General features: G+C 42.1%; 1 protein-coding gene. It reads right to left on the reverse strand.

All coding sequences use genetic code 11. The features are described from left to right. Nucleotides 1-119: 119 nt before the first annotated feature. Entirely contained in the window at nt 120-1,325 is a 1,206-nt protein-coding gene (locus tag M8E35_RS26225; protein WP_252473914.1) for an IS110 family RNA-guided transposase, read from the reverse strand. Nucleotides 1,326-1,540: the final 215 nt, after the last annotated feature.

Genomic DNA, 1,540 nt, shown 5'->3' on the forward strand with positions numbered 1-1,540 from the left:
TAAGAATAATCCTGCTAATAAAAGTCAACCAAAAATTTCAAGAAATATCAATATAAATATGAGCATAGCAAAGCTGACCAGATACCGAAAGACAACTGGCCGGTTTGAACAATGAGTCATTAGGCTGCAGCATAAACCGCTTTCACTCTGGCATAGTAGATACGTAGGAACTTGTTTAACGCAGCGATTTTGGCAACCTTTTTTGGCTTCCCTTCATTTTCTTTCTTAATCATATACTGGTAAACAGCGTCATCTTCAGACGGCTTGCTAATCTTTATGTACCTCATGATTTCGTATCCTGTCTTACGCAAAGAAGCTGAGCCACGTTTGGAAATGCTTCGCTTAGTAGCTGTGAATTTGCCCGATTGAAACGGTGGTGCATCAAGACCTGCATAAGCAATGACGGCTCCACCACTATGAAAGCGTCGTACATCTCCTATTTCTGCTATAATCCTTGGGCCGAGTATCTCACCAACTCCAGGCATAGCCATGACAACTTCATATTCCTTCAGCGACTTTGCCAATTCTCTCATCTGTGCTAGAATACTCGCAAGGGTCGTGTCTATCATGTGCAGGACCTTAACTGCTTCCTCTACGAGCATTTTGGTCGATGGCGTAGCGGAAGACAAAGTGGGGATGCCCTCCAGTGCAAGTGCGTAGATTTTCTTCGCTTTTTCCGTGCTGGCTCGGTATCCTTTTCTTTTTGTCCAGCTGTTATAGTTGTTAATGTATCTGGCCTCAGACATACGCGTAATGTTGTCAAAGTGCCAGTATTCCTTTACAAAGTCGCATAATTTGTCCCGATCCGGTACGTTAGAGCGATTCCAAAGGAGTGTTTTTATCCCCGGCATTGTTCGATCCAGCAGATTTGCAAGCGTCTGTTTCGAATGAATACGCATAGATATGTAGCTTAAATATTGACGGTTGAGTGTTTTTAACTCATCATACACATCTGCCGTTGGCGAGTAGTTTACAAGATGATACCAGTGATCTATACCAAAGTTCCCTATCTTAATGGCATCAAGCTTATCTGTTTTGCCTTTGCGGATTGCAACATTAACATACTTGCTCATTACCAACGGATTAATAGCAGATGTAAAAATACCATGCTCTTTCAGATATGCTAGTACTGGGTAATGGTATGCTCCTGTAGACTCCATAACGACACGGGTTTCCTCTGTAAGTGTGTTGATCTGATTTACCAATTGTTTTAAGTCACTTTCCGTGTGTTTCACCTCAAATGGTTTATGTAGCACCTCCCCATACGGCTTCATAAAACAGACAGTACTTTTCCCCTTTGAAATGTCAATCCCGACACTGATCATACTACTCCTCCTAATTATTTGTGTTGGCGTCCATCCTCGCTTATTACCATTCATATTGGTTAGTTACACGAAAGCCTCATCGGTTTCAACCTGCTTAATCGAATGCACATAATAAGGGGATGGCTGACTGATTATTCTACGGATGCGAAATCCAATGCGAAGTACGCCAGGCCATTTCTCCCCTTATTATATTTAAATAAGCACAGGCATCCAAC

Source organism: Desulfosporosinus nitroreducens (assembly GCF_023897015.1).
GTDB classification, from domain to species: domain Bacteria; phylum Bacillota; class Desulfitobacteriia; order Desulfitobacteriales; family Desulfitobacteriaceae; genus Desulfosporosinus; species Desulfosporosinus nitroreducens.